Annotated in this window: 22 protein-coding genes and 2 pseudogenes; 6 read left to right on the top strand and 18 right to left on the bottom strand. The window is 49.6% G+C overall.

The features are described from left to right. Positions 1 to 142 precede the first annotated feature (142 nt). Positions 143 to 454 carry a hypothetical protein gene (locus tag IPL17_RS04780; RefSeq protein WP_345305936.1) on the bottom strand — a complete coding sequence of 104 codons (312 nt, stop codon included), beginning with the start codon at positions 452 to 454 and terminating at the stop codon, positions 143 to 145. Between the two features lie 122 nt (positions 455 to 576). Between IPL17_RS04780 and IPL17_RS04775 the strand changes: the two genes are divergently transcribed. Further along, on the top strand, positions 577 to 1122 hold the full coding sequence (locus IPL17_RS04775; RefSeq protein WP_345305935.1) for an NnrU family protein: 546 nt from the start codon (positions 577 to 579) through the stop codon (positions 1120 to 1122). A 50-nt stretch (positions 1123 to 1172) separates the two neighbouring features. Here the strand turns inward: IPL17_RS04775 and IPL17_RS04770 are convergent, their stop codons facing one another. From IPL17_RS04770 to IPL17_RS04760, 3 genes are all read right to left on the bottom strand, one after another. Further along, on the bottom strand, positions 1173 to 1511 hold the full coding sequence (locus IPL17_RS04770; protein WP_345305934.1) for a hypothetical protein: 339 nt from the start codon (positions 1509 to 1511) through the stop codon (positions 1173 to 1175). 163 nt (positions 1512 to 1674) lie between these two features. Beyond that, entirely contained in the window at positions 1675 to 1908 is a 234-nt protein-coding gene (locus tag IPL17_RS04765; protein WP_345305933.1) for an RNA-binding protein, read from the bottom strand. Positions 1909 to 2261: 353 nt separating this feature from the next. Further along, entirely contained in the window at positions 2262 to 3581 is a 1320-nt protein-coding gene (locus IPL17_RS04760) for a leucyl aminopeptidase (RefSeq protein ID WP_345305932.1), read from the bottom strand. 442 nt (positions 3582 to 4023) lie between these two features. On the opposite strand from IPL17_RS04760, the gene IPL17_RS04755 reads away from it, so the two are divergent. Further along, complete coding sequence (locus tag IPL17_RS04755; RefSeq protein WP_345305931.1) at positions 4024 to 5355, top strand: DUF4147 domain-containing protein; 1332 nt, start codon at positions 4024 to 4026, stop codon at positions 5353 to 5355. A gap of 513 nt (positions 5356 to 5868) precedes the next feature. On the opposite strand, the gene IPL17_RS04750 is transcribed toward IPL17_RS04755, so the two are convergent. The 5 genes and pseudogenes from IPL17_RS04750 to IPL17_RS04730 form a co-directional block, all read right to left on the bottom strand. Next, entirely contained in the window at positions 5869 to 6504 is a 636-nt protein-coding gene (locus IPL17_RS04750; protein ID WP_345305930.1) for a response regulator transcription factor, read from the bottom strand. Between the two features lie 17 nt (positions 6505 to 6521). After that, on the bottom strand, positions 6522 to 7793 hold the full coding sequence (locus tag IPL17_RS04745; protein WP_345305929.1) for a sensor histidine kinase: 1272 nt from the start codon (positions 7791 to 7793) through the stop codon (positions 6522 to 6524). 44 nt (positions 7794 to 7837) lie between these two features. Beyond that, positions 7838 to 8566, bottom strand: coding sequence for an ABC transporter permease (locus IPL17_RS04740; protein WP_345305928.1), 729 nt, complete (start codon positions 8564 to 8566; stop codon positions 7838 to 7840). A 30-nt stretch (positions 8567 to 8596) separates the two neighbouring features. Then, entirely contained in the window at positions 8597 to 9526 is a 930-nt protein-coding gene (locus IPL17_RS04735) for an ABC transporter ATP-binding protein (RefSeq protein WP_345305927.1), read from the bottom strand. A 507-nt stretch (positions 9527 to 10033) separates the two neighbouring features. Next, a pseudogene (locus tag IPL17_RS04730) lies at positions 10034 to 10432 on the bottom strand (Zn-ribbon domain-containing OB-fold protein); the annotation flags it as partial. A gap of 218 nt (positions 10433 to 10650) precedes the next feature. Here IPL17_RS04730 and IPL17_RS04725 point away from each other — a divergent pair. From IPL17_RS04725 to IPL17_RS04715, 3 genes are all read left to right on the top strand, one after another. Further along, positions 10651 to 11874 (top strand): glycosyltransferase family 4 protein, encoded by a 1224-nt coding sequence (locus IPL17_RS04725; RefSeq protein WP_345305926.1) that lies wholly within the window; start codon positions 10651 to 10653, stop codon positions 11872 to 11874. Continuing rightward, complete coding sequence (locus IPL17_RS04720) at positions 11871 to 12905, top strand: glycosyltransferase family 4 protein (protein ID WP_345305925.1); 1035 nt, start codon at positions 11871 to 11873, stop codon at positions 12903 to 12905. Before IPL17_RS04725 ends, IPL17_RS04720 begins: the two co-directional genes overlap by 4 nt. 63 nt (positions 12906 to 12968) lie before the next feature. Further along, on the top strand, positions 12969 to 15056 hold the full coding sequence (locus IPL17_RS04715) for an alginate lyase family protein (RefSeq protein ID WP_345305924.1): 2088 nt from the start codon (positions 12969 to 12971) through the stop codon (positions 15054 to 15056). A 2-nt stretch (positions 15057 to 15058) separates the two neighbouring features. On the opposite strand, the gene IPL17_RS04710 is transcribed toward IPL17_RS04715, so the two are convergent. Then, positions 15059 to 16387, bottom strand: a complete 1329-nt coding sequence (locus IPL17_RS04710; protein ID WP_345305923.1) for a glycosyltransferase family 4 protein — start codon at positions 16385 to 16387, stop codon at positions 15059 to 15061. 77 nt (positions 16388 to 16464) lie between these two features. Between IPL17_RS04710 and IPL17_RS04705 the strand changes: the two genes are divergently transcribed. Then, positions 16465 to 18159 (top strand): sugar phosphorylase, encoded by a 1695-nt coding sequence (locus tag IPL17_RS04705; RefSeq protein WP_345305922.1) that lies wholly within the window; start codon positions 16465 to 16467, stop codon positions 18157 to 18159. Here IPL17_RS04705 and IPL17_RS04700 read toward each other — a convergent pair. The 8 genes and pseudogenes from IPL17_RS04700 to IPL17_RS04665 all read right to left on the bottom strand — a co-directional run bounded on the left by IPL17_RS04700 (position 18156) and on the right by IPL17_RS04665 (position 24512). Beyond that, complete coding sequence (locus IPL17_RS04700; protein ID WP_345305921.1) at positions 18156 to 18776, bottom strand: hypothetical protein; 621 nt, start codon at positions 18774 to 18776, stop codon at positions 18156 to 18158. The genes IPL17_RS04705 and IPL17_RS04700 overlap by 4 nt on opposite strands. A gap of 35 nt (positions 18777 to 18811) precedes the next feature. Continuing rightward, a complete protein-coding gene (locus IPL17_RS04695; protein ID WP_345305920.1) occupies positions 18812 to 19315 on the bottom strand; it encodes a beta-ketoacyl synthase N-terminal-like domain-containing protein in 504 nt (167 codons plus the stop codon). Positions 19316 to 19449: 134 nt separating this feature from the next. Beyond that, entirely contained in the window at positions 19450 to 20427 is a 978-nt protein-coding gene (locus tag IPL17_RS04690; RefSeq protein ID WP_345305919.1) for an acetylxylan esterase, read from the bottom strand. Between the two features lie 145 nt (positions 20428 to 20572). Continuing rightward, the gene (locus tag IPL17_RS04685) at positions 20573 to 21646 is read right to left on the bottom strand and encodes a hydroxymethylglutaryl-CoA synthase (RefSeq protein ID WP_345305918.1); all 1074 of its coding nucleotides are present in this window, start codon (positions 21644 to 21646) and stop codon (positions 20573 to 20575) included. A 13-nt stretch (positions 21647 to 21659) separates the two neighbouring features. Beyond that, a complete protein-coding gene (locus IPL17_RS04680) occupies positions 21660 to 22307 on the bottom strand; it encodes a hypothetical protein (RefSeq protein ID WP_345305917.1) in 648 nt (215 codons plus the stop codon). Positions 22308 to 22503: 196 nt separating this feature from the next. Further along, positions 22504 to 22716, bottom strand: a complete 213-nt coding sequence (locus IPL17_RS04675; protein WP_345305916.1) for a hypothetical protein — start codon at positions 22714 to 22716, stop codon at positions 22504 to 22506. A gap of 6 nt (positions 22717 to 22722) precedes the next feature. Beyond that, a complete protein-coding gene (gene merB / locus IPL17_RS04670; protein ID WP_345305915.1) occupies positions 22723 to 23172 on the bottom strand; it encodes an organomercurial lyase in 450 nt (149 codons plus the stop codon). Between the two features lie 42 nt (positions 23173 to 23214). Continuing rightward, a pseudogene (locus IPL17_RS04665) lies at positions 23215 to 24512 on the bottom strand (hydroxymethylglutaryl-CoA reductase, degradative). Positions 24513 to 24589 lie beyond the last annotated feature (77 nt).

The raw sequence follows: 24589 nt of genomic DNA, 5'->3' as shown, positions 1-24589 counted from the left end.
CAATACCACATATAAACCGGTTTATGGCGATACTTGGTCAACTTCCAAGCCATCTTCTATGAAGGAGAAAAGTCGTCCTAAGAGTCAAAGAGCATGTGGCGAGTTAAAGCGCACAAGTCATTGAAGAAGGTCTTTCGAGTGCTCATGGCTTGTCGTAAACGTTGATAGCTGGTTCAATCGTCTCTTGAATTATATGGGTTAGAAAACCAAGTATATTCAGGGATAGCAGGATATTGGCTAAATACTGACCACCGAGATCAATGACCGTTGGGGCAGCCTGGTCAACGAGATCAGCGAAGTCAGCATCAAACCGAAGAAGACCTATATTTACATCAATCTCTTCGGCGTGGCATGGAGGCCATTTTAAATTGTGCAAGCTAGGGATGAGATGATTGAATTGCCCGCCTTTGGCGCGGAATAATAGCTTCTTGTGAGACGGCCTGGAACTGGACAAAGCAATCTCCCAATAGAGTTGGTCATGGCTTCAGTTAAAGAACATTGACGCCTTCGCGATGACATAAAATATGTAAGGTAGTGACGACCTCAAGTCGTCACTATGATTTAAAGGATAAAACTGTGAGTATTGTGATCCTGTTATTTTCATTAACTCTGTGGGGTATCATCCATTCGATCCTGGCGTCCAACTTTGCCAAGGATATGCTTGGCAGCGCAAGGTTATATCGGCTTGGATATAACCTGTTTGCCGCGGTGAGTTTTTTGCCCATCCTGTATTTGATGAGAACATTACCAGATCGGTTGGTGTACCAGGTCCCGGCTCCGTGGAGCATGGTGATGTTTGGAGGACAAATCTTTGCCGCGTTGATGTTATTGACCGCGTTCCTGCAAACCGATTCCTTATCGTTTGTCGGCTTGCGCCAACTGTTCGAAACCGGGAAACGAGGCGCACTTGTTACCCAAGGGTTATATCGAGTTGTGCGGCATCCGTTATATACTTTTGGGTTGCTGTCTGTCTGGCTCACATCAACCGTCTCACAGAATACACTCACCGTCTATATCGGCGCCACTCTCTACACATTGATAGGCGCGTATTTTGAGGAACGAAAACTTTGCGTGAGTTTGGCGTTGGATATGCCGAATATCGAAGAACCACTCCCATGCTAATTCCCTGGGTCAGGCTCGGTAAACAATAACCAGGCACTGGTCAACCTGTCTCAATCCCCAATATCGAAGTTAATCCCTGCACAAACAAACTCCCTCCGAAAAAGTACCGTGTTCTTCACATCCCCGCTGACGATGGACCAGTGGATGCCCCAGGCTAAAGCGGATATGCTCACAATGACAAGGAATAATCCGCTTAGCATCATGCGGCTCTGGCTGATGGGTTGAATACCGTCTTTGAGAGTCAATACCCCAAAATAGATCGCAAGGATCCCCGCGCCTGTCTTGAAAGCGATCCATCCCAACGCTTCGCCCGCGGAAACGCAAGACAGGATCAACAATCCGCCGATGAGTGAATTGATAAATGCCAAAAGAATAGCAATGACTTTCATAAAAGCGCCTCCATCGTATCTGTTTCAAGGATACAAGGGAGGCGCTTTCATTTTCTATTGAGAGTCTGTCAAAGACTATAAGAAAATTTCATCGCTCCATACCGAACGAGGAAATTAACACTGTAATGCGATTTCTGCCGTGGTTATCCGACCTTGGGTTTGGCTATGTTGACCTTGAGCGTATTATCTGCCAATGAATAAGCATTGAACATGCTGATCGCCTTGTCGCATCTGCCTGCGCAGGCATGGATACAAATGCAAAACCCTTCGACAAGCCAGTGCCTTTATCCATTACGAGGTCGACCGAAGTAACGGCTCCCGCTGTTGCGAACAAGGTATTGATTTCTTCCTGTGTGGTGCTCTTGGCCAAATTTCCTACATAAATTCTTACATCCATTTTATTACATCCTTCTCCAGCTCGGCTGGAAATAAAAAAATGACCGCAACCCTATAAGAGGGTCGGCGGCCAAGTGGTGCGACGAAGATCCAGTTATTTATTACTCATTTAGTGTAGCACACATTCCGTTCGCAGACGGGGTAATTCAGTCTATGTGGGAATATGGTTATTTCCATTCCCTCGCAAAACTGACCAGCGCTCTCACCCGAAGCCTGTCGCGCCGCGGATTACATGCGGCGGGTGGGTGTGCGGATACAGAGGGGTGCTGCCGATTTTATCTAATGCCATTCCTGCGATGTCCCAATGTGTCCAGGGATGGGATGTGAATTCTTCAAGAAATACAGCGCTGCTGCCTACTCCGCTGCTGGCTCCGGCGCTATTCTTGATATCTGCATAGTCGGTCTTGATCTTGTCGTAATATTCAGCATATAAAGGCAAGCGCCATAACTTTCACCAGAGGCATTGCTGGCTTCATTCACTTTTTGGGCAAGTGAGTCATCATTCGCAAAATAGCCTGCAGCTACATTCTGACCGAGCGCTGTCACACATGCGCCTGTCAATGTTGCCAGATCGATCACGGCTTTGGGTTTGAATTCCGCCGCGTAGGATAGCGCGTCCGCTAAGGTCATGCGTCCTTCAGCGTCGGTATTGATGATCTCAATCGTTTTTCCATTGCGCGCGCGGACCACGTCCGCGGGACGGTAGGCGGTTCCGCTGGGCATGTTCTCGCAGGCAGCGATCAGCCCGACAAGATGAACAGGTAGCTTCATCTTTGCAATCGCCTTAAACGCCCCAATGACCGCCGCCGCGCCGCTCATATCTGAGCGCATATCTTCCATGCCATCCGCACCCTTCAAACTGATTCCGCCCGTATCAAATGTAATGCCTTTTCCAACAAATACAAGCGGAGGTTCGTCTGAGCCCTTGTATTCCATCTCAATGAACTTAGGCGGGTTGGCGGAGCCCTGCGCCACGGACAAATATGCATTCATGTTCTGTGACTGGATCCATTCGAGGTCGTGTACCATGCAATTTAATCCCGCATTGGCCATATTCTGAGCGGATTCTGCCAGTGCGGCGGGGGTCATATTATTCGGCGACTGATTGACAAGGTCGCGGGCGCAGTACACGCCTGAAGCTACAGATTGTCCCATGCTGCTTCCTGATTCAAGCGCTTCGATTTTCAGCGCGTTAGATTCAACCAATGTCAAAGAATCCACATCTTCACGCTCAACCGGGCTTGTGTGATTTTTTCGCCAGCGATATAAGCCGAGCAATGTCCCTTCAACCATTGACTGCGCTGCGGATGAAATATCCATGGAACTGGCGCCGAACACGCAGGATGCAATTGTTTTGCACCCTAACTCGCGGGCTTTCTTTGCGCCCGCTGCCGCTGCCTGACGAATTCGCTCTAGTGAAATATCTTCAATTTTACCGAGACCAACCACGATCACACGCTGGGCTGGCATGACTCCGCGTGTATAGAGAATAGCCGTTTCATTTAGTTTTCCGCGCACATCTTTGGCGTTCACGAGCTCACTGACAGCGCCATTTAATGCCATATCCACTGCGCCCGTCGCTCCCGATGAAATGTCGACGCCTTCATACAAACTTACAAGGATCGCATCCGCGCTCACGGCCTGAATTAATGAGTTACTGATTTTTATATCCATGTTCGCTCCCAATTCGTTGAAATGTTAATTCATAATTTATTCAATCATATCATCTATGCAAAAAGGTGTAATACAAAATTTCAAGTTGTTTTTGCGTTGATAAAGAGTTTTGTCTGATTGAAGTCTGTTCACCGATTGCTCTTTGAAAGCAATCTGATTCTGATTTCTCATAGAGAAGAAGCGGGAATACTTCAAATCAGAAGGATGCAGAGATTATGGAATTTGGGAGTTCAGAGATATATTCAGTCTCGAAGGGGGTGGGCAGGGATTACTTTCTTTTATAAAACCAACCAGGGTTGTTCCTCTACCATCAGAGAGCATCTATGTCAGAATTAGTATTAATTGCTTGAATTCATTTTTCAATTTGACCAATCAACCATTAAAATCATTTTTTGGATGACGTAATCTATGTTTCAATGTGATATTCTGGAAATACGCACACATGTTGACTACCCGATCTTTCCTAACTCATACCCTATCCCATCACCCACAAGGCCAGGCCGTCACACGCATCCTTGCCGCAGCCATTCATGCTGTTGAGCCGCAAGCGGCAGTCCGTCGTTTTTTCCAACGCCAGGGGCACACTCTCCTAATTAATGGTCAGGAATATTATCTGGATAAAATGGAGCGGATTCTGCTCCTCGGGTTGGGCAAAGCATCCTTGGCAATGACGTTACCTTTGGCAGATTTGCTTGCGGATCTTTCTCCCCGTGGATTGCTCATTCCAAAACAGGCCCCCGTCCATGCTTTGAGCGGATTCGACATCCAGCCCGGTGGGCATCCCGTTCCAGACGAAAACAGTGTGCTTGCCGGAGAAAAAGCCATTCAATTGGTACAGGATCTTAACGAAAATGATCTGCTGATTTGCCTGATCTCGGGTGGTGGCTCCGCACTAATGAGCGCTCCGCGGTCTGGCACTACCCTCTCGGATTTGCGTGAACTTACTTCCGCATTGCTGGCTTGCGGTGCGCGCATTGACGAGATTAACACACTGCGCCGTCACCTAGATCAACTCAAAGGCGGCGGGCTTGCGCGACTCGCTTTCCCGGCAAAGGTTGTCAGCCTGATTCTTTCAGATGTAGTGAACAACCCGCTCGAAGCGATTGCATCCGGCCCCACTGCACCAGATCCATCCACCCGCGCCGATGCGCTGGCCGTGCTGGAAAAATATGGGTTGCGGCAGACTGTTTCGTCTGCGATTCTTGTGGGGTTGGAAAATGCTCCTGAGACTCTCAAACCCGGCGACAGGTTGATCGAGCGAGTGCAAAATGTCATTGTGGGCAGTAACCTGCTTGCGGCAGAATCCGCAGCAACCCAGTCCAAATCCGAAGGGTTTTATACGCAGCTATTGGGCAATGACTGGCAGGGGGAAGCGCGCGATGTCAGCCGGAAACTAAGTTACATTCTAAAAAATATAACGAGTCAGCGACCATTTTGTCTTGTGGCGGGCGGCGAAACAACTGTTACCCTGCGCGGGGGCGGGCGCGGCGGACGCAATCAGGAATTAGCCCTTGCCGCTGTGCGCCAGTTGGCAGACATGAAAGACACCTTGCTCATAACTTTGGCAACCGATGGGGAGGATGGTCCCACTGATGCAGCCGGGGCTGTGGTGAACACAGAAACACTCAAGCGTGGGTTGTCAGCTGGACTTTTCCCCGAAACCTTCCTGGATAACAACGATGCCTACACCTACTTTAGCGTACTGAATGATTTAATCAAGATCGGTCCGAGTGGGACAAATGTAAATGATCTGATATTTTGCTTTGGGTTTTAGAAACTCCACAAAAACAATATACACTGCAACTAATTTACCCAAGGCAGAAAAAACTGCAGTTCAAATCATGCTACTGTAGCATGATTTGAACTGCAGTGTGCTTTTGTGTTGTCTTATTGAATGGTCTTTGCCACCTATGTGACGTCTACGTGCCGCCTGCGAAATTTATACCCGTATACCAGATATGTACCTCGCTGGCTGTATTATGTTAAGGCTGTAAATCTATACTGTCAAATTGACAGCATGTTCCTTTCTTGACTTGTGCCTCTGGTTCAGCCACCCCGTATATCCTCCAAGCCCCCCGTACCGATGATGATCAGCCAATCGATGAAAATATTCAGGATGGTTTTTTCAATGACAAAGTAGGTAACAGCACGTGAAGTGAAGAACTGTTCATAGCCTACTGATTTTTGTAAAAAGAAAGTCGCATTTTTTAGTCCAAAACACGAGGGGAAATACCCGTATTTTGTGACTTACATTATTCAAAAATCAGTAAGACCATCATCTTTCAATTTAAACCAACCCCTGCTTCCTCGCAATATCCGCGGCTTGTGTGCGGTTTTCAGCCTGCAGTTTAGCAAGGATGTTCGAAACGTGATTCTTCACCGTGCCCTCAGTGATGAACAATTTCTCTGCCATATCCTTGTTGGAAGCGCCTTGCGCTAATAACACCAACACTTCGCGTTCACGTTCAGAGAGTGATTCCAGTGTGGCAGTTGTCGGGCGCATCATCTCGCGCAGGGCGCGCGAGGCGATCTCCGGTTGAATAAAAACTTCGCCTTCGTGAACCCGTCGGATTGTTTGGATTAGTTTGTCGGCAGGCGTGTCTTTAAGAAGATAGCCCATTGCGCCCGCTCGTACACCCTGATAGACATAATCGTCACGGTCAAAGGTGGTGAGAATGATGACCTTTGCCTGAGCCCATTCACGGCACAATTTAGCGGTCGCTTCAACGCCGTTGAGAATGGGCATTTGCACATCCATGAGGATGACATCGGGACGTAATTCGAGCGCAAGTTGCACACCGCGTTCACCATCCCCCGCTTCGCCGACGACGTGTAAGCCTGGTTCGAGATCGAGAATCGTTTTCAGCCCCTGACGCATCAGAGTCTGGTCTTCGACAAGCAGGAGTTTGATGAGATCAGGCATGGGTTGAGAAAAGCCTTTTAGAGGATGGGCAGTTTCACGTCAACGCGTGAGCCGTTGCCGTCGCTGGTTAATGTCAATGTGCCACCGAGTCCTTCCACGCGTTCGCGCATTCCGCGCAATCCATAATGACCGGGTTGTTTTTCCGCATCAGGCGGCAAACCGCGCCCGTCGTCTTGAATGGAAAGCAGCGCGGCGTTGGGTGTGATGCTGAGCTGAAGTTGAACGGTGTGCGCCGCGGCGTGGCGTTCGATGTTTGCCAACGCCTCCTGAGCGATACGCCAGATCGTTTCAGCGTGAGCAGGCGAAAGTTGATTCGCACCTTCCGCGACATGACACGTAATTTCAAGATGAGCGCGTTGACCCGCATCCACGCTTAAAGTTTGCAGGGCTTCACTCAAACGCCGTTCGCCCAAGCCGGGCGCGCGCAACCCCGCCAGGGAACGGCGCAAATCGTCCATGCTGGCGCGGGTCAGGGTCTTGAGTTCGTCCACTTGCGCGGATGCCCGCTCGGGGTCCACTTTATAGAGGCGTTGGATCGCCTCCAATTGAACGGAAAGGGCAACCAGTGCATGACCGAGGCTATCGTGCAGATCTCGGGCGAGCCGCTCGCGTTCCTGGAGAGTCGCCAGTTCGGTGTCACGTTGATGGGCGAGTTCCAATTCCTTTTGTGCGGCTTCCAATTTGGCGATGAGTTTGGCACGGTCTCCGCTGGTACGGATGATGCCGTAAATGAACAGATATAGCACCATCGCGATCAGCCATTGAATTGAAAACCCGATCACCGCGCCCATCGGAAGGTCCGTAATTTTCCACTCCGAAATGGTCAAGACAATTAGAGCCGTCAGAATCGCTGTGCCGGGAATTACCGCCTGCAATGGTAACAGCCCAAACATCTGCCCGAAATATGTGAAGCCCAGCCACCATAAAAACGGATTCAGCCAGCAAGCCAGCAACCACAAACCGAGTCCCCCGACAAAATACAAAGTCAGTCGGAAGCGCGAGATGGGCCAGCCACTGCGTGCAATCGCAAAAAAATACAACACGCCCTGCGCCACACACAACCCGGCGGCGGTTGTCTCACGCCAGGTCAATGCATTGGAATGGGCAATGATGACAGATACGGCGGCAGAGACAAATGCCAATAAAGACACCACATCCCAGAACCGGCCATACAACTGAAAGTGTTTGGCAGACATGGGAAGATTGCTATTGGCAAGGTGGGATGGGTGTCCTTCGGTCATGGGGAAAGTGTACTCTGTAAAATTGAAAGTGAAAAGTGAATGAAACATGTCACCCTCCTGAAGAAGGTCGGGAGGGTGACAATTAATGAGATCTACGCCTTCGGCTCCCAGCGGAATAACCTGGCTGCGATAAAGGTCGCGCCGATGCCATAGACAGCAAGCAGGAGCAGGTGCGTCAGCCATTTGGGGTCAAGCGTTGCATCCAGCATGGCGGAACGGACGAGCTGAACCACCGGATAAGCCGGCAGGTAAGGCACTACGTTCCTCAACCATTCTGGCAACATATCCAACGGAAAGACCATGTCGCTGATAAACATCAACGAGAAGTAGATCGTCATGCCGACCGCGGTAGCTGTGCCGGCTTTCGCCGAGACTCCGCTGATGATGCCGCCCAGCGCCATGAAAGCCAGCAGTCCAGCGAGGATCATGGGATAAGCCAGAAGCAAACTTGGCACACTGACAGGGACTTTATAAAGCAATACACCTGCAAGGATTATCAGCGTGCTTTGCAACACACCGATGACGATATTAACGATGAGGTATGAGCCAATTAATTGTCCGGCAGGCAGGGGTGTGGCTTGCAACCGGCGCAGGACACTCTTTTCGCGCATCTCCAACATCATGGTGGAACTGCTGACGAGCCCGAAACTCAAAGCGTTCAAAACGATGACGCCAGGTGTCATATAGTCCATGTATTGACTCATGACGGCGCCATAGATAAGCATGAGCAAAATTGGGAAAGCAAAGTTCCAGAACAGCACCGAGCCATTACGCAGGTGCATGAGAAACATGGCTTTGGTAAGGATCAAAAATCGTTTCATGGGGTAATTTCCTTTCAAGAGATATAACAATTAGATGGATTCGGACAACGCGCGCCCGGTTAATTTGAGAAAGACATCTTCCAGATTAGGCTGACGCAGCATCACGTCACGGATGGAACGACCTGAGCGGGCGGCTAATTCATGAAGGGCGGTCAATGTCACTTCGGGCTTGGCGGTTTCCATTTCCAGATGTTGACCGGTGTAACGTGCATTGCTCACATTGGGGAGTGCGCGCACTTGATCCAATGGCAATTCCACGGTTGCCTTCAACATCGAATTCAATTGGAGGTTGGCGATCAGCGCGGCGGGCGTGTCACAGGCTACGATCTGACCGCGGTCAATGATGGCGATGCGCCCGCATAACGCCTCTGCCTCCTCCATTGCATGAGTGGTGAGAACAACCGTACGTCCCTCATCATGCAACTGGCGGACGATGTCCCAAACCGCACGGCGGGCGTGCGGGTCAAGCGCGGACGTAGGTTCATCGAGCAGGACGATCTGCGGATTGTTGGAAATGGACACCGCCAGCGCGAGACGTTGCTGCTGTCCACCTGAGAGGCGACGCGCCAGTGTATTACGCTTCTCAATAAGATCAAACCGTGTCAGAAGATCGTTAATCTGCCCAGAGGTGAGGTAGACTTCATACAGTGCGGCATAGACTTCCACCAGCTCGGCGACAGTCAGGTCGTCCATCAGAGCGGTCCTTTGCAGTTGGATTCCTAATTGGCGTTTGGTTGCGGCTGTATCCGTTTGCACGTTGATTCCGCCAACGTGAACGCTGCCCTGTTTGGGTTTATGCAATCCTTCCACGCAGGCAAGCAGGGTAGTCTTGCCTGCGCCGTTGGGACCCAGCAAACCAAAGATTTCGCCCTTTTCCACTGTCAGGCTCACACCTTTAAGTGCCTGCATGGGACCATAGGCGGCTATCAAATTTCGTGCGTCGATAATCGGTTGAGACATTTTTAAACTCCTTTGTTGATACCTTGATGATACGGCAACACGAGGCAAGACCCCAGTCTCTGAAGAACGATTATGGATATGTCGAAAGTCATGGTATGGAGTATGGAGTATGGCGAAATAAAAAACGAGACTGGCTCATCGCCAATCTCGTTATATTTTGTCGCCGCGCCGTTTACCGTTAATTGATGTGCGTGCTGGCAACCGAACTTGGCCTTGCACCCGCCATTGAAACCGTGACGCTTTTCGAATAGATCCACGCCCGAGCGCCGTTCGAGGCGTATTCGATACAGGCTGCTCTGCCGCCTGTGCTTACCCGCTTTTTCGGGCGCCAACAAGAATCCGCGCGTCTGGTTGATTTTCTTACTGGAACAGTATAAAGCAGGCAGGGTTTAGGATTGGGTAAGCTGTCGATAGACAGCAAAAAGTGGATTGATTGTTTATGGGAATGATTTAAACGAAAACACCCCTATACGTGGGGGTGTTCATTCGTTTTAGATTTTTTATTCTCTATTTGGTGGTTACAAAATTTTGTGGCCTGAATTTATAGCCATAAACGATTAAGCCTCGTTCATCGCCGTCATTGCGCATTTTGCGGGTGACCATTTCAACGGGCATGCCAATCTGGACTTCGTTGTTGTCCACGTCGGTTAATTGCGCGGTAAGCATGGGACCTTCTTCAAGCTTGACGATTGCCACGGTGTAAGGGGCATTCGCGTCAAAACCTGCGGGGGCTTCGTAAACAGTTGTATATGAGTAGACTTCGCCTTTACCGCTGAAAGCAAATTGTTCTTTCGCCTCGTCGCCGCAATTGGGACATACATCGCGGGGCGGGAAAATTTTGTGATCGCAGTGCGGGCAGACTTCGCCCACCAGTCCGTATCGTTGTTTCTTGAGTCGCCAGTGTCTTGGGTTTCCATTTCAGTTAGTTCCTTTCTATGAGCCTAATTGTATGCAATATGACTCTCAGAAGCTATCAGGGTTGCTGAAATATGTCTGGATGAGTAGCGGGGGTAAAGGGGATAATCTCTACTCGAAACAGGATCAGTTTTCGGGTAGCATGAAGCGTGCGAGTCGGCGGGGATAATCCATAATATAATGACATCTAGTGAGGTAATTTCTTTTCGATGAAAATCCTGCTACTCAATCAAGCATTTGTTTCGCCAAATGAACCGGGACATACGCGTCATTTTGAAATGGCGCAGTTTTTGCGCGCCCGCGGACATGAGTTGGTGATAGTCGCCAGCGATTTGAATTATCAAACGGGACAGCGCACGGTGGAGCGGACTGGACTTTTTGCGGAGCAGATGGTTGACGGTGTGCGGATTTTGCGCGCGTATATTTTTCCCGCACTGCATCGCAGTTATTTCTGGCGCATCATATCTTTTTTTAGTTTTATGTTCAGTTCGGTGTGGACCGCGCTGACCGTGAAAGACGCTGACATCATTATGGGTACCACACCGCCGATCTTTCAAGCCGTGTCTGCCTGGGTTGTGGCCGTGATTCGGCGCAAGCCGTTTTTGTTGGAAGTACGCGACCTGTGGCCTGAGTTCGGCGTGAGCATGGGCGTGTTGAAAAATCCGATTCTGATTTCCCTTGCGCGTTGGCTTGAAAATTTTTTGTATGCACGCGCCACGCATATCCTTGTCAACTCGCCTGCGTATAAAGATTACATGCTTGGCAAAGGCGTGCCTGAGAATAAGATCACGTATATTCCTTATGGCACGGATGTGGATATGTTCAATCCCGGTGTGGACGGTTCTTCTGTCCGCAGGAATTTGGGTCTGGAAAATAAATTCGTTGTGCTCTATGCAGGCGCGTTGGGACAAGCCAACGATATTGATACCATTTTGCGCGCGGCTGAAAGGCTGAATCAGGAATCAAAAATTCGCTTTGTGCTTTTTGGTGACGGCAAGGAACGCGCTCGACTCGAATTAGAATCGAAGCGCATGAATTTGACGAATGTTATTTTTGCTGGAGTCTGCGCTAAAAGGGAAATGCCGCTAGTGGTCGCTTCTTCGGATGTGTGCCTTGCGATCCTTCAAGATGTTCCCATGTTCCGTACAACGTACCCGAATAAGGTTTTTGATTACATGGCAGCCGCGCGCGGAACCGTTTTGGTCATTGACGGTGTTGTTCGTGATGTGATCGAATCTTCGGGCGGGGGGGTATTCGTCCAACCTGGAAGCGATGATGGACTAGCAAAAAAAATTTTTGAACTTTCGAATGATCCCCAGCGGGTAAAGCAAATGGGATTAAATGCGCGCGCGTATTTGGTTGAGCATCTTGACCGGCGTGATAAATTAAATGACACCTTAATGTTGCTTGAAAGTTTGGTCAAACAGGTATGACTCAAGTTGTAATATATATTCTTCTTGTTTTGCTTTCTTATATCCTCGTCTTTTTGATTCGGCTCTGGATGGCGAAAAACAAATTGCTCGATCATCCAAACAACCGCAGTATGCATTCCGCCCCCATTCCGCGCGGCGGTGGGTTGGCGATTGTCTTCGTTGTTTTGGCAGCAGGATTGTTATCTGCCGCACAAACAGATATGAAGCACAGTTTGGTTTATATTGCCTGTGGCGTTGTCATTGCCTGGCTCGGTTGGCAGGATGATGTTAAGTCACTTTCTCCTATATTTCGTTTTGCAGTGCAGGGAATTGTCGCAGTGGTTTCCATTATCAGTATGGGATATTTCAAGTCGGTCACAATTCCGTTATTCGGTGAACTTCAACTTGGTATTGTCGGAGTTGTGATCACATTTTTGTGGATCATTGGCTTAACGAATGCCTATAATTTTATGGATGGTATTGACGGCATGGCCGGGGGTGTCGCTGTTAGTGCGGGATTAGGCTGGATGATGCTTTCTTCAGCGAGCGGTCATTGGGGAGACTCATTCGCGTTTTGGGTCGCGCTCGCTATTTCCGCCGGTAGTTTGGGATTTCTCGGCCACAACTGGTCGCCTGCAAAAATTTTTATGGGCGATGTCGCCAGCACATTTCTCGGTTATAGTTTTGCAGTTCTTTCGCTGCTTTCCGCGGATAAAGGCGGCGATGCATTAATGCTCGGCACTCTCCTGATGTGGACTTTTATAATGGATTCCGGTTTAACTTTTATCAATCGCCTGCGTAAAGGCGAAAAAGTGTTTTCCGCGCATCGTTCGCATTTATTTCAACGTCTGGTGCTTGGCGGCTATAAACATGCGACAGTCAGTTACTTGTACATCGTATTGACAATGTTTGCGGGGTTGCTTTCATTTACTTGGGCGCGTGGAAATCGAATTGCCGAGCCGCTTATCTTTTTAGGATTACCGCTTATTTGGATTCTCTTGTCTCGTCATGCATCCCGTCTGCAAAGCTCTGCATCAGGACCTGAAGTGTAAATATCATTTCTCTGTATAAAAAATATGAAAACAAATTTACTTATATACAAAGCGCAGTAAAGAATGTTGACTAAGTTCCGAACACTCGCTTCGCTCTACCGTCAACTTGGTTTGCGTTGGTTGATATTTCGTTTCGCTTATGCATTCCGCATTCGTTTGGGACTGATTCGTTTGCAAATGCCAGCCTGGCGCTGGATGGATCGGCCGCTGAGGATATGGCTTAAGAAAGACATTCCCTCCGACCCTGAGTCATATGGGATTTGGCGAAAACAAAATTCCCCGCCATTCTTTTTCAGAGGGGCGAACCAACCGCCCAAAAATAATCCTTGGAATTCACAGCTTGCCGTGAATGAAGCTGAACGGATTCTCCTGGGCGAGTTAAAGTATTTCGCACACGAATTTCAGAGTACCGGATTCCCTCCAGATTGGCATAAAGATCCCTTCACTGGAATTAAATTGGATTCGACCAAACACTGGTCGCAACTTTCTGATGAAGGGGAAGTGGATATCAAGTTCATTTGGGAAGCCAGCCGATTTAGCATGGTGTATACGTTGGCGCGCGCATATGCATACGATCAGGATGAAAGATACGCTAACGCGTTCTGGGAACTGGTCGCGTCATGGGCTGCATCAAACCCTCCCAACACAGGTCCAAACTGGATGGACGGTCAGGAGGCGGCTTTACGTCTTATGGCGTGGACTTTTGGTCTGTATGCATTTTTGGATTCTCCCTCGACTTTGCCAGATCATATTGCTCAATTAACTACACTCATTGCGGCTCATGCCCGTCGTATTTACAGCAATACCGATTTTGCCATCTTCACACGCGGAAATCATTCCATCAGCGAAGCGCTTGGATTGTGGATGACGGGGTTACTTTTTCCAGAATTGAAAGATGCCGAAAAATATTTGTCATTCGGACGTATGTCGCTTGAGCGGGAGGCGCTTCAACAAATTTTCCCGGATGGCAGTTATTCGATGTATTCGTTGAATTATCATCGCTTTGTCTTGCAGATGATTTTTTATGCAATTAAATTGGCTGAATTAAATGGTGCGCCATTCTCTGAATCTCTCTATCGCGTATCCAGTATGTCTGTTGATTACATGGCTCAGTTGATCGATCCGCAAACAGGGCAGATGCCAGTCTATGGCTCCAATGATGGAGCGTTGGTGTTGCCGTTGAACTCATGTGATTTCACTGATTACCGACCCGTTTTGCAGTTGGGTTCCATTTTGACAAAAGGGAGAAGATTATTTGAATCTGGCGCGTGGGATGAAGATATTTATTGGCTGTGCGGTTTGAAATCATTAAATGCAGAAGTTGATATGCCGAAACAGATTAACCAGAGTTATGCAAATGGAGGAGTGTATATTTTGCATAATGTACATTCCAAGGCAGTAATTCGCTGTACCGATTTTCAGGAACGACCCTCGCACGCGGATCAATTGCATCTTGATCTGTGGTGGCGTGGAAATAATATTGCTTGCGATGCGGGAACTTATTTATACAGCGGTGACGGCATTTGGCGCAATGGTCTGGCGCATACATCCGTGCATAATACCGTTGTTGTTGATTCGAAAGATCAAATGAAAATGGTCAGCCGTTTTACTTGGGTGGATTGGGCGCAGGGAAAAGTCCTTCAACATGACGAAAAAAAATGGCGGGGTCAGCATAATGGATATACTCACCTGTCTGACCCGGTTACTTATAAACGCACCGTGTTCGTGCTCGATGATGACCGCTGGCTTGTCCTCGATCATCTAAATGGAAACCAGCCTCATCATTATTCGCTGCATTGGCTGTTCTGTGATGCTGAATTTGGTGTGCAGGAGCTTGCTGCTGCACACAAGGTATTACTAACGTATTCGGATAGCGAGCTGTCCGAGTCCAGAGTTAATATTCAAATGGGGATATTGGATGGAGAATCGCGTTTCTCAGTTGTTCGTGCTGACCCGAAGAGTACACGCGGCTGGCGTTCAAAATATTATGGACAAAAAGAACCCGCCATTTCGGCGATGCTTGAAACGGATCAAACTCAAGCTGTCTTTTGGACATTTTTTGGTTTGGAGAATGATTCGGTTGAAGTGAAAGATGATGTGTTACTGGTCACTGCGGAACGCTGGCGCAGGCAGATCAATGTTGCAGAATAATTTTACACATCCTCTCCAAAGCAGTCAGACAGCAAAAGATTTAATCTGCGCTCCAACATGGTGAACGAAAAATAGCGGCGCGCGAGTTCATAATTTTGTTCCGTTTGTTGAGCGGATTCCTCATGGTGGGTGAGGATATAACGCACATCTTCCAAAGTTTTTTCGCTGATAAAGCCGTCGAACTCGACCACTTTGAATCCCTTCGGTTTGATATCCGCTTCGTAGATCGAATAATTATTTACCACCAGCGGGCGTTTGTAATAGACGGCTTCGAGAAAAGCATTCCCAAACCCTTCAATTGCCGATGGATACGTAACCAGATCTGCGTGTGGATAGACATCTTCCAGCGTATAGATCTTTCTGCCATCGGCAGTGACGCTTCGCCTGTCGCCGACAATTGCTGACTCAAACCTGACAGTGACTTCCAGCAACTGGGCAAATTCACGCACGCGCTTTTCATAGGCTGTGCCTTCATCGCCAGCCGCGTGCGAGATGACCAGTTCCGCGGGCAGGCCGAGGCGGCGGGTCAACTCGATGGCGTGTTCAATGCCTTTGCGCTGGATGATCCTCGTCGGCTGGAGAATTAAATATTGACCGGGAACAAGCCCGAGGTCGGAACGAACCGTGCTTGCATAATCATCCATTGGCGGCGGGGGAGAGTCAAAATCCATCACGTTGGGAATCACCATCGCGGCGGCTCCGATCCGTGACGCCAGTTGCTGCGCCTGAACAGAGTTGATGACCACGTGTCGAATGGATGGTAGATTGGGCGGGAATGCGGCGGCGAGATAATCGCGTACCGAGTTATTAATAAAGCGCTGGCGCTCCCAATAAAAATCATGATGATGCGCGATGACGGGGTAGCCAGTTTCAGCGATGAATTCAGTGATCGCGAGTCCAAGCGGCAGGTTCACAGGGATCGTGATTGCATTCTCGATGATGAGCATTTCGAGCTTGAATTGTTGTGCGAATTTATAAAGGTGTTCTTTAATGAATTCCTTTAATTCCTGAACCTGTTTGGTGATGTGGGATGGCCGAATATAAACCGAGAAAAATTCCTGATGGGATTCTGTGATTTCCGGGCGCGCTTTGAACTTCCCCCACTCTCCGCCGAACGCGATCTGATTGATCGCTTCGATGGTTGGATGATGATAAAAGACCTCATCAACGGTGTAACTTATTTCTTCGGGACGGTCACATTGACCGCAAAAATAAAAACATTGATGCCCGAGCCTTTCCAAAACGGTCGCCCATTTGGCAGTTTCCAGTGAGACACCATCAGTACCTGCAAAGCGTGTGGATATAAACCCAATTCGCCGTGATGTATTCATGCGCTCTCCTTGATCATTTGGATTCTCTATTCTAAAGTTAATCTTCCTGCTAATTGTCATACAGTAAAATGCATTGCATGACACATACTTTTTATACCATATATCTTAAAGCGATTTATGGGGACAAATCCGCTTCTCATATTGAGTCGCGTCTGCAAAAATTGATCGAACAGTATCGTGGACGAATTCCAAATCCTGCGGACTCATCCCTAAGTGAACGCGACTCGCTATTAATTACTTATGGCGATCAGGTGCAGGATGCGGGCAAGTCACATTTGCAGACTCTGAATGAATTTTGCGAATCGCGCCTGCGCGGAGTGGTCAGCGGTATTCATATTTTGCCGTTCTATCCGTGGTCATCTGATGACGGCTTCTCGGTAAAAGATTATCGCGCAGTTGATACGGCTTTGGGAACGTGGAATGATGTTGAAAAAATAAGCCAGAGTTTTCGGCTGATGTTCGACGGTGTCATCAATCACTATTCCGCACAGGGGGAATGGTTTCAGAAATTCCTGCATAATGAAAAGCCATACCGCGATTATTTTTTCACTGTGGATGGCGACCCTGATCTTTCCAAAGTTGTGCGTCCGCGTGCTTTGCCTCTGCTCACGGAATATGAAACCGCATCTGGCAAACGCCGTGTGTGGACGACATTCAGCGCTGATCAGGTGGATCTGGATTTTCGCAACCCTGATGTCTTGCTTGAAATATTTGATGTCCTGCTCATGTATGCAGAGCGCGGCGCGCAATTTATCCGCCTCGATGCGATTGCCTATTTATGGAAGGAGATTGGCACATCCTGTATCCACCTCCCCCAGACTCATGCGGTGATCCAGCTTCTGCGAGCCGTGCTGGATGATGTCGCGCCGCATGTGCGGCTGATCACCGAAACCAATGTTCCGCACGCGGATAATATTTCCTATTTTGGCGATGGCAAGAATGAAGCTCAGCTTGTTTATAACTTTGCGCTTCCGCCGCTTGTCCTGCATACATTCCGCACGGGGGATGCGGGTATTTTGAGTCGATGGGCTTCGGATTTGGAATTGCCGTCTGAACAAACAACATTCTTCAATTTCCTCGCTTCACACGACGGCGTTGGGCTGAATCCTGCGCGAGGGATTTTATCCGCCGCTGAGATTGACGCACTCGTGAACAAAACACTCGCGCATGGCGGTTTGATCTCCTATAAACAAAACACGGACGGCACGCAAAGTCCGTATGAGATGAATATCAATTATTTTGACGCGCTCTCAAATCCATTTGGTGATGAACCCATTGAAATACAAGTAAATCGTTTTATTGCCGCGCAAGCCATTATGCTTTCGTTGATCGGATTGCCTGGGATTTACTTTCACAGCTTGTTCGGTTCGCGCAATTGGGCGGAGGGAGTGAGAATTACAAATCACAACCGTACCATCAACCGTCAAAAATTGGAGCGTGTTGAATTGGAGGAAGAACTCATATCTCCAGTTTCATTAAGATATCAAGTCTTTACTCGATTTCGGCAGATGCTTTTAGTGCGTTCATCCTCTGTGGCGTTTCATCCGCATGGGAGTCAGAAAGTTTTGGATGTGGGGAATAATATTTTTGCCATATCTCGTGTTTCCCCTGATGGAACAAAGAATGTTTTGTGTTTACAAAATATTACCCAACAGGAACAGCACATCGAAAACCTGATAAATAAAACGGCTCGTGATCTGCTCACGAACCGTTCTCAAAGCTCTGAAATTATTCTACAGCCCTATCAAACCATGTGGCTGGAAATTATTTAGTCCAATGCTTGCAGGATGTGACTGACTGCCGTGGAGGCTGGTCCGCCAAGCGATTGGATGAGCCCATACTTTGCATTTGCAATTTGGTTCGCTCCTGCCTGGCCTCGTAACTGGGTCACTGCTTCGACGGCTTGATATACACCAGCAGCGCCTCCGGGGAATCCGCGTGCTTTCATGCCGCCCATTGTGGCGCATGGGATCTTTCCCTTTAGGCTTATCTCGCCGTCCTCGGCGAGTTTCCAACCGCGACCTTTAATTGCAAATCCAACCGCTTCCAAAGACAGCGCGGCGTAAATGCTGAACGCGTCGTGATATTCAAAGAAGTTGATTCGATCCAGTGTAAGGCCAGCTTGTTTCATAGCCTTGCCTGCGGATATTTGTGCGGTGTCGAAATATAAAATGTCTTTTCTGTCGTGCAATGCCAATGTGTCCGAGGATGCTGCCGAGCCAGCGATCTTCACGAGTGGACTCTGCCAGTTTAACGGGAGCAGGTCACGGCGAGTCAGAACGAGCGCGGCAGCGCCATCCGCATTGGGGGCCACGTCAAACATATTGATCGGGTCGCTGACCATTTCCGCTTTGGCATATGTTTCAGCTTTGATGGCTTTGCGGAACATGGCATTTGGATTTGCAACGCCATTCGCATGAGCAGTTAATGCAAAGTTGGCAAATCCATTATGGGGACATCGTTCTCGTACATGTAACGCTTCATTAAGAGAGCGGCTTGCGCGGTGGCGGTGAGACCTTGCACGGCTTCAAAATCAGAGTCGCTGGTGGAAGCGATTGCTTCTTCCACTTCTGAACCGATCTTGTCCGTGAATTTTTCAATGCCGACCACGAGCGCCACATCCACCATGCCGCTTGCAATGGCGAGATAGGCCTGGCGAAGTGCCGCTCCGCCCGATGCGCCTGCGGCTTCAAGCGTGATGGCTTCAATTCCAGTCAGCCCCGCATAATCGGCAATGAGTGCGCCGAGATGCGCCTGATTGGAAAGATTCGGCGCGAGCATATTGCCGACGAATAATGCCTGCGGTTTGAGTCCGCCTGAATCTTTGTGCGCGGCTTGAATGGCGTCGAGGGCGAGATCGCGCAAACTGATCTCCCAATGCTCGCCAACTTCTGTTTGTCCGATACCTGCGATTACTACGTCTGTCATGTTTGATTTCTACCTCGGTGGTTGAGTAGCTCCGCATGTTCTTCGCGGAGCGTATCGAAACCACAAATTTCATGAATACATGTTATTGCTGGTTTCGATACGGGCTTCGCCCTACTCAACCAGCGGAGTATTTCTTATTTCCAAATACTCTTCAAGAACTTCAACTTCTCAATCGTCTGATAACTTCCGCCGCCTTCGTGACCATTGTATGGATACACTTTAATATCCTTCTCACCAGCCCAGTGATTGTACGCGGCATAGACTGTGGAAGGCGGGCAGACTTGATCCATGAGACCTGTGGAGAATAATGATTTTGCTTTCGCGCGTGCGGCGAAGTGGATGCCGTCAAAATATGAAAGCGTGTTGAAGACCGTATCCACTTTATCGCGGTGGATGTGACAATAGTCTGCGATCTCTTTGTATGGATAGGAATCCACGATCTCTGTTGCGCGGCGATAGTGACAGAGGAACGGCACATCGGGCATGGCGGCGACTACATCGGGGACAAGTCCTGCCGCAGCGATGGCAATCCCTCCGCCTTGTGATCCGCCTGTCACGGCGATGCGCGACGCGTCCACTTCGGGGTGGCTGCGTGCTGCGTCGATGGCGCGGACTGCGTCTGTGAAAACGCGGCGATAATAGTAATGCTTCGGGTCAAGCACACCATTAGTCATATTGCCATCACCATGCGCATTGCCGCCTTCGGCATATAGATCAGGCGTATCACCTCTTGACCATTCGCTGCCCTGTCCGCGCGTGTCCATCACAAAGTGAGCGTACCCCGAGCTTGCCCATAAGAGCCACTCGAATGCGAAACTTCGTCCGCCGCCGTAGCCGATATATTCAACCACGCAAGGCAGGGGCGCATCGCGACGCGCTCTTACAGGCAGAATCAACCAGCCTTTGATGGGCTGACCGCCAAAGCCAGCGAAAGTGACATCATAGGTTTCTTGCGCGACGAGACCGTAATCCACTTTTTCAAAGGTCGCATTGAGTGGATACGCTCGCGCTTCATCCAATGTAGATTTCCAGAACGAGTCAAAGTCCGCGGGTTCTTCACGCGCAGGAGTGTAGGTTTTTAGTTCATTAAGAGGGAGGTCGAAGAAGGCCATGATTTACCTGATGTTATTTCCCCGTCCGTATCCGCGAGATGCTGTTTCCCGCGCACAAAGGCATCCTGAGAAACTGTCTGCCAAACCAGGGTTTATTGGCATCGCCAGGCTGAGCCTCGCAGATAAAGCGCGTCAGGTTCTTATTTCATCGCCAACTTGCCGCGATAGCGACATACAGTGCGTAATCAATTTCCGTTCTGCGGGCAATGTATTCCTGTGTCTTCATGGCGAGACCCTGGCGGGCGGTGACTTTGTCAGTGACGAGAATGTCAAAGGCGTCTGAGCCAGCTCCCGACCCGAAAGAGACGACGAGGATTCTGTCGCCGGGCTGGGCGATGTCGAGAGTCGCTGTCAAGCCGATCATGGCTGCGCCGGCGTAGGTATTCCCAATCGTGTGGACTAAAAGCCCGGGCGCGATCTGCTCGGCAGAAAATCCGAGTTGACCTGCGACACGCTGCGGAAATTTTGTGTTCGGCTGATGGAAGATCGCCCACTTGTAATCTTTGGCGGTGGTGCCGCTGGCTTCCATGAGATGGGTGGCGGCTTCGGTGATGTGCTTGAAGTAGGCGGGCTCGCCCGTGAAGCGCATGCCGTGCTCGGGATATTTTTGATATTCGCGCCGCCAGAAATCGGGCGTGTCGGTGACGTAGGAATACGAGGCGTTGATGATCGCCAGTGACTCTTCGGCGGGGCCGATGATGTACGCGCCGCCGCCCGCGCCCGCGGTGTATTCGAGCGCGTCACCGGGCTTGCCTTGCGCGGTGTCCATGCCGATGGCCATGGCATAATGTCCCATGCCCGAGCCGACCAATCCCATTGCGGCGACCATCGCTTCGGTGCCGGCTTTACAGGCGAATTCCCAATCTGCGGCTTGCGTGTTGGGGACTGCGCCGATCGCTTCGGCGACCAACGTGGAAGTTGGCTTGACCGCATACGGATGCGACTCTGACCCGACCCAAACCGCCCGCAGTTCTGTCGGGTCAATTTGAGCGCGGAGCATGGCATTGCGCGCCGCTTCGATGGACATGGTGATCACATCTTCATCGAGGCCGGGCACGGCTTTCTCTTTGATGGGAAGTCCGCTGGTCTTGCCTGTCCATACGCGCGCGACTTCCTTGGCGGGCAGACGGTAACGCGGCACATATGCGCCGTAGCCGACAATGCCAACGGGCTTGATGGGTTTGAGGAGGGTGGGGGAGTGTGGTTGTGGGGTTGTCATTTAGTTTTCCTTGCTATCTTTTCGAAAACGATTTTGTTCTTTCACGATAGTATGCTGAGTCGGTAAATGCCATTAGCTTGCTCATTGGCTCTGTGCCACCGCGAGGTTCTTCATGACTTGATAACTTTGCAATTGCTTGAAATTCTTCTTCTGGGTTCATACTTTTTTCTTCTGCGGCAATATAAAGATAGACCAGTTGGGTTAATGTGTCTCGAAAGTCTGTACCACAATTTTCCATTGAAATCGCTATAAGCCCACGTAACAACCATATCTTATCGCCAGTATCTCTCAGTTTTTTTCTTGCCCTCTCGTCCACATAGCTCATGAGTAAATCTTCCATGAAGTGCGGCTGAGATACATGATAGCTATCCCTGATAATGCCTCTAATCTCTTCTCGTTGTTCGTGCGTTACCTTGATATAAACATCATAGCTTGTGTCTAAAAATCCATAGATTTCTTCTGGTAAATCATATTGTTTTTGAAGACTGGTTCTAAATTTATTTACCAAACCATGGTAATTATCTAAATCTTCTATCATGCTAAAAGTGTCTTTATAGTCTTTTTTGTTATCTTTATGAAATTGCTCATATGGTTCACACCACCAATTTTTGTATCTGGTGACATATTCGAGCAATTGATTTTTGTAGGTTTCAAAGTCCATAAATTGTCCAATTAATTTCAAAATGTTTTTTTACTTTTACCCATATCAAAACTTTGACTTCAAACCTGCCTGCTTGAAAATCTTCGGTGCGGACTAAAGTCCTGCCTCAGTGCGTGGAAGCCCTTCGGGCTAAGGCGGAGTTGGCTTTGGCCGACTTTCATGAACTGAGGAAGGGATTTATCCCGCGCCGATTCTATTACACATACCAAAACTTTGACGTCAACCCAGCCTGCCTGAAAACCTCTGCAACCTGTTCCATGCTTCGTCCATGAAAATCCACAGACATTCGATTACTGTACCAGAGTTTGGAGAGTTCCCAAACTTGGTTGATGGTCAGGGTTTCTCCGCGTTCGAGGTTATTCCGCTTGCACCACTTGTCAACCCATTCTTCCGACCGGAAGAGAAGCATGGTTGCTCAGGTAAAGACGAGGTCATCGTACCAGCGTGAGAAAGCAAGTGGAAAGTGGACAAGTAGTTCACTGTTTGTAACTTTGCCATCCTTTACTTCCAATTGAATCGATTCGTTGCTTTCCGTAAACACCGCGTCAATGACCGCGTCGCAGTGCAGAGCGGCGGGGATGCCGAGCATGTCCCAGGCGCAGTTGGCGAAATAGGTTTTCCCATTCGCGTGGACTTTGAAGTCCGTGGGAATCCCAGAAAATGGGTTTGCCATGCGGATGGTCAAGGTGTTTGGTTCGAGGAAGAAGGAATGGCGATTGTGTAATTCCTTGTAAAGTTCGCCAGCTTCTTCGGTGCTGATGTTAAAGTGCTGGGCAGCGTCTTCCACACTCGGCGGGTGAGTCGTATCCGCAAAATGTTTGTAAACAAAGGCGCGGGTTTGCCAGAGGAGGGTATCGGTTATCATGTTTATGATGTAAACACGTAGACAGGTAGGCACGAAACTTGTTTACGTGTTTCCTTGTTTCCCTGCATACATTCCCAAAATCTCTTCCGCTCGATCCACACGCACAACCTTCTCCGCCACCATTTGCGCGGCGACCTTCTCGATCAACTCGCCAGATGCGCCAGCGGCGATGGCGACCTGCCTTGCGTGCAGGGACATGTGTCCGCGTTGGATGCCTTCGGTGGCGAGGGCGCGCAGGGCGGCCATGTTTTGCGCGAGACCGACCGAGACGATGATCTCTGCCAATTCGGATGCGGTCTTCACGCCCATTAACTTAACTGCGGCTTGCGCGGCCGGGTGGACTTTGGTCGCCCCGCCGACGATTCCGACCGCCATTGGCATTTCCAGTGTTCCGACGAGGTTGCCGTCCTTGTCCTTGCCCCAGGTGGAGAGGGAAGTGTATTTGCCAGAACGGGCGGCATAAGCGTGCGCCCGGCTTCGATGGCGCGCCAGTCATTGCCGGTGGCGATGACGACCGAGTCCACGCCGTTCATGATGCCCTTGTTGTGGGTTGCTGCGCGATAGGGATCGGCTGCGGCGAAAGCGTAGGCGGCGATGATGCCATCGCGCACGGTCTCGCCTTTGAAGGATTCAAATCCCATGGTCAACTCGCTGACGGGGACTGTACAGCGCACGCGGGCAATTCTTCTGTCTGCCAGATTCGACAAAATCTTCAAGTGAACTTTTCCGCCCGTGATCTCTTCGATTCGAGGCGCGAGTTTTTCGCAAGCCGTGTTGACCGCATTCGCGCCCATCGCGTCACGCACATCATAGATGAGATGAATGACGATAAATGGGCCAATGGCCGATTCTTCGATCATGCGCACTTCGAGGTCACGTGCGCCGCCGCCAAATTTTTTCAGGATCGGGTCAATCGCATCGGCTGTGGCGAGCAATTCAGCTTTGTGTTCATATATTTTCAGCCGCGCTTCATTCATGTTGACCACGTTGATCAACTGCATCTGGCCGATCATCAACGGCTCGGTGGTGGTGGCTGTGAATCCGCCGCCGGCGCGGGCCAGTTTTGCCATAAATGACGCGCCTGCCACAACAGACGGTTCTTCCACTACAAAGGGAATCAACACATCGCGCCCGTTGACCATGAAGTTCAGCCCGATGCCGACGGGGAGCGCGTACATGCCGATCACATTCTCGATCATGTGGTCGGCTGATTCAGCGGAGAGTCCGCCTGTAGTAAACGGGAGCAGGCTTTCGGGAGTCTGACCCGAGGCTTCCGCAAGTTTGGCGCGGCGTTCTTCGAGGGTCAGGTTGTAAAATCCAGAGATGCGCGAATTTGTCATATTGGTTATCCCAAGTATAGGTTTGGTCGCCTTTCAAATTCTATCAAAAAGCAACGGATTGATTATAATGTCTGTAT

The sequence above is a fragment of the Candidatus Villigracilis saccharophilus genome (genome assembly GCF_016711665.1).
This window is presented reverse-complemented; position numbering and strand designations above follow the sequence as displayed.